The following is a 236-nucleotide window of genomic DNA, read 5'->3' as shown; positions in this document are numbered from 1 at the left end:
TGGCCGAGCGGGCCGCAGGCATTGCCGCGATCGGCGCGCTGGGCCTGGTGCTGGGCGCGATCGGCTGGGGTTCGCCCGGCAGCGATGCCGCCGCCGCACAGGATCGCAACGGCGGGCTGCAACCGTTCGAACGGGCGGGCGAAAGCTTTCCCGGCTCGGCGTTCTACTATGTTTCGGCGCAAGACAGCGGCCTGCTCGCCCCGCAGGACGCCGCCCGTGCTTGGGACCGGCAGGGA

1 pseudogene is annotated in these 236 nt (G+C 72.9%); it reads left to right on the top strand.

Annotated features, from left to right (window positions below):
* Window positions 1-236 (top strand): annotated as a pseudogene (locus H926_RS33370) (cell wall hydrolase); the annotation flags it as partial.

The sequence above is a fragment of the Novosphingobium sp. B-7 genome, from assembly GCF_000410615.1.
Lineage (GTDB): Bacteria > Pseudomonadota > Alphaproteobacteria > Sphingomonadales > Sphingomonadaceae > Novosphingobium > Novosphingobium capsulatum.
Note: the sequence above shows the minus strand (reverse complement) of the source record. Positions and strands in the feature narration are given on the sequence as shown.